Consider the following 9,346-nt stretch of genomic DNA (forward strand, 5'->3'; position numbering starts at 1 on the left):
CCCGCCGCGGATGCTCGTGCTCCCGTCACTGATAGCCCTGGCCGGTCGCGGCGCGGCGCTCCCGCGCCGCCTGGGCGAGCGTCATGTCGAGCCCTTCCAGCCGGATGCGGCGATCGACGTAGAGCAGCACGACCACGCTCGCCATGACCGGCATGATCACGGTGTCGATGATGATGCTCATAATCGCGTTGAGCGCGAGGCCCGGCCCGGTGAAGTCGCCGCTGACCGGATCGGTCAGGGCGTCGCTGGCGGCGGTGAAGGCCAGCCCGAAGATGAAGGCGAGGACGAACAGCAGGACAGCGACAACTATGCTCGTCAGCAGCAGGATCCCGAAGGTGCGCCACCATGCGCCGCGGACCAGTGTCCACGAGCGCCGCATGGCCGTCCTGATCGTGCCGCCTTCGAGGACGAACGCGGGGGTCGCCAGGACCAGCGCGACCGCTACGAAGATGCCGCCGATGACGAGCCCGATGAGCCCGATCAGGGTCAGCAGCGCCACCACGACCGACAGCCCGGCGAGGCCGGGCAGCCGGGGCCGGACGCGCCGCAGGACCTCTCCGATCTGGATGCTGCTACCCATTGTCAGCTCGCTCACCGCCACGCTGAGCACGCCGGTCAGCGCGACGATGACGACGAAGTTGATGATTATATCCACGATGCTGAGGGAGAGCGCGAGACCGGTGGAGCCGCGCTGGCCGATCGCGGTCAGCGCCGCCGCGACGATCTGTGTCGCGGTGGTGACACCGAAGGTCAGCCCGATCATTACCGCGGGGCTGCGCCGCAGCGCGGCGAAGGCGCCGTCGAGTATTTCGCCGACGGCCAGCGGCCGTAGCGGGATGATCCCCGGTTTCTCGGCCTGCGGCAGAGGCCCCCACTGGCCCGCTCCTCCCGCCGGCTGTGGCTGCCCCCAGCCCGATGGCGGCTGGTTCCAGCCAGAAGGTGGGGACTGGTTCCAATCAGGAGACGGGGGCTGGTTCCCGCCAGGAGATGGGGGCTGGTTCCCGCCAGGATGCGAGGGCGGCTGGTTCCCGCCGGACGGCGGTGGTTGGGGCTGCCCCCAGCCGGGTGGCGGCGGCTGCTGCCGGCCGTCCGAGGGATTCGGCCCGCCGGGTGGCTGGGGGTCGCCCCAGCCTGGTCCGCCGGTCATGTCGGTCTCCTCACCTTCTCGGGCCTCCGGCGGTCCGGATGGAGGCGGCCGCGCCAGTGTCCCGGCGCGCTGTCCGGGGCCGGCGCACCCGTGCCGCCGTGACCGGTTCGCCGTATGGATGGATCCGCGCTGCCAACGATCGGCCCGGCCTGCCGCGTGCCCGTACTGCCGCGTGCCCTACTGCCGGTGGACCCGGTGAGTGCGATCGTGCCAGATCTGTCGATGTTGGGTGCCAGGCGGACAGGAAAGCCCATCTTTGATGACTATTTGTATTCATTCGATTTCTTTTCGCGTCTGCGGAAAGGCCGCGCTCACAGAGCATGCACGTCGTGGGCGTCCTGGGCGGGCGTTGTCCACAGGCAGGTCCCGCCCCACGAGGGTTTTCCACAGGACGGGCCGGGTGCTGGTCAGGCCGGGGCCGGCGGGGTGACCATACGACACATGTCCGCTACGTACCTGTCCGCCGCTTTCGAGGTCCTGCTGGATCTTCTCCTGCCGCGAAGCTGTGCCGGCTGTGGCCGTCCCGGCCCGGCTGTCTGCGCGGTGTGTGAGGCCGCGGTCGATCGGCCCGCATTCCTCGCCGCTTCGGGACAGACGGCCACCCCGAAGCGGCGAGGGCCACCGTGTTTCGCCGGCGCCGTCTACGACGGCGCGTGCCGGCGAATCCTGCTGGCCTTCAAAGAAAGAGGCAGGTTGGACGCCCCCGGGCCACTCGTGTCGGCACTGGCCCGCGCGGTGGTCGCGGCCAGGGCCGCGTCAGCACACGACGGCCCGGTCGTTCTGGTGCCGGTGCCGTCGACCCGGGCCGCGGTGCGTCAGCGCGGGTTCGACCACGTACGCCGGCTCGGCGACGGCGCCGCCCGGGTGCTGCGCCGAGCGGGCGTGCCGGCACGGGTGGTGCCGATGCTGCGCCCCGCCCGGCCGGTGGCGGACCAGGCGGGCCTGAGCGCCGCGGAACGCGCGGCCAATGTCGACGGCGCGTTCATCCTGCGCCGTGCTCCAGGGGGCCGGGGGCCGGGCGACCATGTTTCTTCCGCGGCCGGGTCTTTCCCGCCGGATGCCTCCGTCGGCTGGGACGGCCGTGGGACGCCCGGAGCGTTGTTCATCGTCATCGACGACGTCGTGACAACCGGGGCGACGCTGTCCGAAGCCACTCGGGTGCTGCGTGCCGGCGCGGTACCGGTATCGGTGGCGGCGGTCGCCGCCGCGACGTTGGCCCACCGACGCCCTACTCGAGATGACCGGCCCCAAGCTGTCCGTTTGCCTGCGATCAGGGTACCGGAGGGATAAAACTGTCGTCACCCGTACCGGCACCACGGGGACTGACAGGCGGGGCGAGGGCCCAGGTGTCCGGGGGCCCGAGCGGAAGGAACGAGGCAGCAGATAAGCCCTGGCGCACGGCACGACACCGGAAGCGGGGCCTGGCCCGATCCGTCGGGACTGCCCGATGGTCGCGACTTCCGGTCTACAGGAAGGTGAAACGAGTGGACATCGTGGTCAAGGGAAGGCACACCGCGGTTCCTGAAAGGTTCCGCGAGCAGGCCGAGGCCAAGATTGCGAAGCTTGAGAGGTTTGATCACAAGGCGTTCCGGGTGGACGCGGAGCTCTCCCGCGAGCGCAACCCGCGCATGGCGGATGTCCGCGAGCGTGTCGAGCTGACCGTGTTCTCACGGGGTCCGGTCATCCGCGCGGAGGCTGCCGCGGCCGACCCCTACGCGGCGCTCGACCTGGCCGCGGCGAAGCTCGCCGAACGGCTACGGCGGGCTGCCGACAGGCGGAGCCGTCACAACGGCGCGGGCCGTGCCTCACTGGCGCAGACCGCCCCCGACCGGCCGTCCGGTCTGCCGGACGGGAGCCCGGCCGTCGGTGTGCTCGATGCTTCGGCGGCTGCCGGCGGCGACGCGGACTACGGTGTCGCGGATCCGTCCCCCATGGTCGTCCGTGAGAAGGTCCACCGAGCCACGCCCATGACTCTTGACGAAGCGTTGTCCAATATGGAGCTCGTGGGCCACGACTTCTACCTCTTCCGTGACGTGCACACGGGCCTGCCGAGTGTCGTCTACCGACGGTGTGGATACGACTACGGCCTGATCCGGCTTGAGGCGGATACGGGTGCGGACGCGGCTCAGGATCCTCACCAGGACTCCGCGGTTCACGCATAGGCCGTATCCGGGCCACCGGCAGGCGGATCCGGAGGCCGGCCACGACCAGCCTCGTGACATGGTCGCAACGGTGTAAAGGCATGCAGGTCCAATTGACGTGGGACCATCTGCCGTGGATGTCTTCAGCCGCCTGCCAGGTGGCCCGTGCACCGGCACGGACACCTGGCAGGGGTCCGCCGCGACGTGAGGGAGGTCATATGACGGGGGATGGGCGCCAGCCGGGGGAAGAGCCGTTGTCGCCGGATCCCATCCGGGTGCTCGTCGTTGACGATCATGCTCTGTTTCGGCGTGGCCTACAGATGGTCCTTGAGCAGGAGAAGGACATCGAGGTGGTCGGTGAGGCACCGGACGGCTCCGAAGCCGTCACGATGGCGGTCGACACCGCGCCCGACATCGTCCTCATGGATGTCCGGATGCCGCGTCGCGGCGGGATCGACGCGACCAGCGCAATCAAGCAGGCAGTGCCCAGCGCAAAGATCGTCATGCTGACCATCAGCGACGAGGAGGGCGACCTCTACGACGCGATCAAGGCGGGTGCCATGGGCTACCTGCTCAAGGAGATCTCGATCGACGAGGTTGCCACCGCCATCCGCGCCGTGCACGGGGGGCAGAGCCTGATCAGCCCGTCGATGGCCTCGAAACTTCTCAGCGAGTTCGCACTAATGATCAAAAAGGCGGACAGTCGGCCGCAGCTGCCCACCCCCAGGCTCACCGATCGTGAGATGGAGGTCCTGCGGCTCGTCGCCAAGGGGCTCAACAACCGCGACATCGCCAAGCAGCTGTTCATCAGTGAGAACACGGTCAAGAATCACATCCGTAACATCCTGGAGAAGCTTCAGCTGCACTCCCGGATGGAGGCGGTGGTCTACGCGGTCAGGGAGAAGCTGCTGGAAATCACCTGAATCCGTCACCGTCCGCGCCTGCTGCCTGAGCCTGCTGGCGGTCGCCGTGGCGGCCACCCGGCCGGGGACACGCCGGGCTGGCGTATGCCGTGTTCCTCCTGGCGTACGCCGTGTTTCCCGGACTGTTTTCACGCGGTCGCGACCGGCCGGTCGGTCGTGGCCGGCTGGCATGAAGCTGCCCGGCCATATGGTTGCTGACCGTCACGACGGAGGCCGGTCGTCCGGCAGCAGGGAGCCGATCCAGCAGTCGATCCGGACGCCGCGCAGGACGAGGCCCCGGCGCAGCGTGCCCTCGATGGTGAACCCGTTCTTCTCCGCCACCCGGCGGGAGGCCCAGTTGCCCACCCCGGCCGTCCATTCCAGCCGTTCGACCCCGAGGACCTGGAACGCCCAGCGGCTCACCACACCGACCGCCTGGCTGACGACACCCTGGCCACGTGCGCCCGGCGCGCACCAGTAACCCACCGTGGCCAGGCCGTCGTCGGTCACCTCGGTCAGGCTCACGGAGGCCAGCACCGACCCCGACGTGGCGTCCAGCACGGCGAACGGGGCACCCCGGCCGTCGTCCCACTGCCGGGGCGCGAACCCGGTGATGTAGGCCTCGGCGTCCTGCCGGGTGTAGGGCGAGGGAATCCTTATCCAGCGCTGGATGTCCGGGTCCTGGCAGGCACGGTGGACGTCGTCGATGTCGGCGGGGATCCACGGGCGGAGGTGGATCCGGCCAGCCGTGATCTCCACGGGGTCGAGCTTCGGCATCTGGTCAGGATCGCCTACGAGCCCGCGGGAGGCGTCGGCGGCCGGGCACTGACCGCGGTTCCCGTACGTTCTGATGGGCGGGCCCCGGGGCCGGGAGCGGATCCGCCAGCAGCCACGAGGATCCGCGGCCGGGCACGGGCACGGCAGCACGATTCCGTACCGCCCCGCTGGTGGGGAGGGAGGGCCGGCCCTTTCGACGGGTGAGGCCGCCTGGTGCGGCGTCCGGCCTGTCACAAGCGTCCCGCCTGTCACAAGGATGTCCGACCCGCCGTACGGGGAGGATCGATCAGCACCGGGGGTCTAGCCTAGTCTCGTTGTGTAGGTGACCCAGCCGACAAGCCGCCCGAGGAGTTTCACCCGTGGTACTCGAGAAGATCCTCCGCGCCGGCGAGGGCCGTATTCTGCGCAGGCTCAAGGCCATCACCGAGCAGGTGAACCTCCTCGAGGACGACTTCGTGGGGCTCACCGACGCCGAGCTGCGCGCGATGACCGACGAGTTCCGGCAGCGGATCGACGACGGGGAAACCCTCGACGAACTTCTCCCCGAAGCATTCGCGGCCGTACGCGAAGCGGCCCGGCGGACCCTCGGCCAGCGGCACTTCGACGTCCAGATCATGGGCGGGGCGGCCCTGCACCTGGGCAACATCGCCGAGATGAAGACCGGTGAGGGCAAGACCCTCGTCTCCACGCTGCCGGCCTATCTGAACGCGCTGTCCCGTAAGGGCGTGCACATTGTCACCGTCAACGACTATCTGGCCCAGCGGGACGCGGAGAACATGGGCCGGGTGCACCGCTTTCTCGGGCTCACGGTCGGTGTGATCCACCCGCAGATGCCACCGGCGGTCCGCCGCCAGCAGTACGAGGCCGACATCACCTACGGCACCAACAACGAGTTCGGCTTCGACTACCTGCGGGACAACATGTCCTGGAGCGGTGATGAGCTCGTGCAGCGCGGGCACAGCTTCGCCGTCGTCGACGAGGTCGACTCGATCCTGATCGACGAGGCCAGGACACCGCTGATCATCAGCGGCCCGGCGGACAACCCGACCCGCTGGTACACCGAGTTCTCCCGTATCGCCCCGGCCCTGGTCAGAGACGTCGACTACGAGGTGGAAGAGGGCAAGCGGACGGTGGCCATCACCGAGAGCGGGGTGGCCAAGGTGGAGGACCAGCTCGGTATCGACAACCTCTACGAATCGGTGAACACCCCGCTGGTCGGCTACCTCAACAACGCCCTGAAGGCAAAGGAGCTCTACCGCCGGGACAAGGACTACATCGTCACGGACGGCGAGGTTCTCATCGTCGACGAGTTCACCGGCCGGGTACTGCACGGCCGGCGTTACAGCGAGGGTATGCACCAGGCGATCGAGGCCAAGGAAAAGGTTGAGATCAAGCAGGAGAACCAGACCCTGGCCACGATCACGCTGCAGAACTACTTCCGCCTTTACGACAAACTGTCCGGAATGACCGGAACCGCGATGACGGAGGCGGCGGAGTTCCACCAGATCTACACCCTCGGCGTCGTGCCGATCCCCACGAACAAGCCGATGATCCGGGCCGACCAGCCCGATGTCGTGTACAAGACCGAGGTCGCCAAGTTCAGCGCGGTCGTCGACGACATCGCCGAGCGCCACGACAGGGGCCAGCCGGTACTCGTGGGCACGACCAGCGTGGCGAAGTCGGAGTACCTGTCCAAGGAGCTGACCAAGCGCGGCGTGAAGCACGAGGTGCTCAACGCCAAGCAGCACGAGCGGGAAGCCTCGATCATCGCCGAGGCGGGGCGCCGGGGCGCGGTGACCGTCGCCACCAACATGGCCGGGCGCGGTACCGACATCATGCTCGGTGGCAACCCCGAGTTCCTCGCCCAGGTAGAACTGCGCCAGCGCGGCCTGAGCCCGATCGACACTCCGGAGGACTACGAGGCGGCCTGGCCCGAGGCGCTGGAGAAGGCTCGCGCGTCGGTCAGCAGCGAGCACGAGGATGTCCTGGCGTTTGGTGGGCTGTACGTGCTGGGCACCGAACGCCACGAGTCCCGCCGCATCGACAACCAGCTGCGTGGACGAGCCGGCCGCCAGGGCGACCGCGGGGAGTCCCGGTTCTACCTGTCCCTGGGCGACGACCTCATGCGGCTGTTCAACGCCGCGGCCGTCGAGGGAATCATGGACCGGCTCAACATTCCCGAGGACGTGCCGATCGAGTCGAAGATCGTCACTCGTGCGATCCGTTCCGCGCAGACCCAGGTAGAGGGCCAGAACTTCGAGATCCGCAAGAACGTCCTGAAGTACGACGAGGTGATGAACAAACAGCGCACCGTCATCTACGAGGAGCGCCGGAAGGTTCTCGAAGGGGCCGATCTGCACGAACAGGTCCGCCATTTCATCGACGACACGGTGGAGGCGTACGTCCGCGGCGCGACCGCGGAAGGGTATCCCGAGGAATGGGACCTCGACACCCTCTGGAGCGGTCTGGGCGAGCTGTACCAGGTCGGCGTGGAGGTGCCGGCCCCCGACGACCGTGAGGGGCTGACCGGCGAAACCCTGATCGAGGAGCTGCAGGCCGACGCGCACGATGCCTATGACCGGCGCGAGGAGGACCTCGGCCCGGGCCCGGACGGCGACCCGCTCATGCGGGAGCTGGAACGCCGGGTCGTTCTCGCCGTCCTCGACCGGAAATGGCGTGAGCACCTGTACGAAATGGACTACCTGCAGGAGGGAATCGGCCTGCGGGCAATGGGGCAGCGTGACCCGTTGGTCGAGTACCAGCGGGAGGGCTACGACATGTTCCAGACCATGATGGAGGGCATCAAGGAGGAGTCGGTCAGGCTGCTGTTCAACGCCGAGGTGCAGGTTCCGGGCGCGGATTCCGCGGCCGCCGAGGCCGGCGCGGCGCCGGCCGGCCCGGCGGTCACCCCGGTGGACGGCGCGGCGCAGGTGGTCGGGGGGCCCGGCCATCCCACGGCTGTCCGGCCGGCGGTCGCCACCGGGGCTGTTCCCGCCGGGGCCGATGGCACGATGGCGCCGGCCGGGCCACCAGCGCGTTCCGCCGCCGCGAACACCGTGGATGTCCAGCCGGTGTCCGCGCCACCGCCGGTGTTCGTCAAGGGCCTGGAGCCGCGTCGTCCCACCGGGGATCTTCGTTATACGGCGCCGTCAGCGGACGGTGGCTCCGAGACGGTGACGACCGGGGTCTCCGGGGGCATGGCCGGGGCACATGGTGGGCAGCAGCCGGCGACCGGCGGTAGCGCCCGCCCGGCCCGCAACGCCCCCTGCCCGTGTGGTTCCGGGCGCAAGTACAAGCGCTGCCACGGGGACCCCGCCCATCGCAGCACCGCCTGACGTCCCTGGGCCGCGTCCACCAGGCGCCCCTGGCAGAACGTGAAGCTGAGCGCGCCGCGGCGGCGCGTTCGCCGGGCCCCCTCGGCGGAACGCCGTGATCTTGGGACCCGTCGATCAATAACTGCGGTTCTCGATCGAGAGAGGCTGCTGTCAGCCCCGCAACAAGACCGACATCAACAACCGGAGTTATTTTCCGGCAGTTCCCTGCCTGCCGTGAGCCTGCCTGCCGTGAGCCTGCCCGGCGGGAGGACGCGCGGACACGTCCCTGCCGAAGCCCCTGACGGCCTTCGGTAGGGCGCGGCCCCGGCCGGCGTCGCGCTGCCCGCGCGGCACGGGCTCCACGCGGGCGGACCTGGGCGTTACGCGAGCGGAGCCGTACCCGCCGCCCGGGGTACGCCTGCCGGACCGTGCCGAAGGGCGTCGGTCTGTAGCGCGGTGACCCGCCAGCGGCTGCCGGCGGTCTCCATCCGCAGGGCGATAGCGGACACCCGGTCGCCTCTGGCGATCACCGCGGCAACCTCGGCGATCCCTTCCCGTGGCTCGCACACCCGCAGGCAGCGAAGGGTATGGCGCCGATGCCGGACGTTGCCGGCGACCAGTCGTTCAAGATCTGCCTGCACCCGCGGGGAGGTCCAGGCGACAAGGTGCGCGACGGGCCGGATCCCGGTCACGGCCTCGACGATGGCCCGCACGACGACGGTGGCCGCGGCCCGGGCCGAGGGGAGTTCCCCGGTGCCCGGGGCGTCGGTGCGCCCGGGGCCCGGGAGGGGCTGCAGCGGCCGTACCAGCGTGTCTCTGGCCGGATACGGCCGCTGATCACCGTGGTCGGCATGCTCGGTGCGGGGCAGCGCGAGGACGATCGGGGCCGCCGCCGCGATGACGGGGGCCGCCGCCGCGGGGCCGGTGGGTGGGTGCGCCCCCCATGCGCCGGCTGGCGGGTCGTCGTCGTACGGCGGGTCGGTGGGGGCGATCGGTATCTGGTAGAAGCGTCGCGTGCGGGTGGAACCCGCGTGCGCGAGGTCTGCCGCGGTGGTCGCAGTGGTC

General features: G+C 69.6%; 7 protein-coding genes. 4 read left to right on the top strand and 3 right to left on the bottom strand.

Annotated elements, in window-relative coordinates; all coding sequences use genetic code 11:
• Positions 1 to 25 precede the first annotated feature (25 nt).
• Positions 26 to 1,147 carry a DUF7847 domain-containing protein gene (locus AC5LSR_RS13890; RefSeq protein WP_250285911.1) on the bottom strand — a complete coding sequence of 374 codons (1,122 nt, stop codon included), beginning with the start codon at positions 1,145 to 1,147 and terminating at the stop codon, positions 26 to 28.
• Positions 1,148 to 1,588: 441 nt separating this feature from the next.
• Here AC5LSR_RS13890 and AC5LSR_RS13895 point away from each other — a divergent pair, with 441 nt between their 5' ends.
• The 3 genes from AC5LSR_RS13895 (at position 1,589) to AC5LSR_RS13905 (ending at position 4,211) form a co-directional block, all read left to right on the top strand.
• Positions 1,589 to 2,437, top strand: coding sequence for a ComF family protein (locus AC5LSR_RS13895; protein ID WP_250285910.1), 849 nt, complete (start codon positions 1,589 to 1,591; stop codon positions 2,435 to 2,437).
• A gap of 194 nt (positions 2,438 to 2,631) precedes the next feature.
• Positions 2,632 to 3,309 (top strand): ribosome hibernation-promoting factor, HPF/YfiA family, encoded by a 678-nt coding sequence (hpf, locus tag AC5LSR_RS13900; protein WP_250285909.1) that lies wholly within the window; start codon positions 2,632 to 2,634, stop codon positions 3,307 to 3,309.
• Between the two features lie 197 nt (positions 3,310 to 3,506).
• Positions 3,507 to 4,211, top strand: a complete 705-nt coding sequence (locus tag AC5LSR_RS13905; protein WP_250285908.1) for a response regulator — start codon at positions 3,507 to 3,509, stop codon at positions 4,209 to 4,211.
• Positions 4,212 to 4,412: 201 nt separating this feature from the next.
• Here AC5LSR_RS13905 and AC5LSR_RS13910 read toward each other — a convergent pair whose 3' ends face one another.
• The gene (locus tag AC5LSR_RS13910; protein ID WP_493468543.1) at positions 4,413 to 4,949 is read right to left on the bottom strand and encodes a GNAT family N-acetyltransferase; all 537 of its coding nucleotides are present in this window, start codon (positions 4,947 to 4,949) and stop codon (positions 4,413 to 4,415) included.
• Positions 4,950 to 5,326: 377 nt separating this feature from the next.
• Here AC5LSR_RS13910 and secA point away from each other — a divergent pair, with 377 nt between their 5' ends.
• Positions 5,327 to 8,302: a preprotein translocase subunit SecA gene (gene secA / locus AC5LSR_RS13915; protein ID WP_250290253.1), complete on the top strand. Its 2,976-nt coding sequence runs from the start codon at positions 5,327 to 5,329 to the stop codon at positions 8,300 to 8,302.
• Between the two features lie 359 nt (positions 8,303 to 8,661).
• Here the strand turns inward: secA and AC5LSR_RS13920 are convergent.
• Positions 8,662 to 9,346, bottom strand: a 685-nt coding sequence (locus tag AC5LSR_RS13920; RefSeq protein WP_493468544.1) for an Rv3235 family protein, incomplete at its 5' end; no start/stop codon positions are given.

It is taken from the genome of Protofrankia sp. CiP1_Cm_nod4, assembly GCF_982290645.1.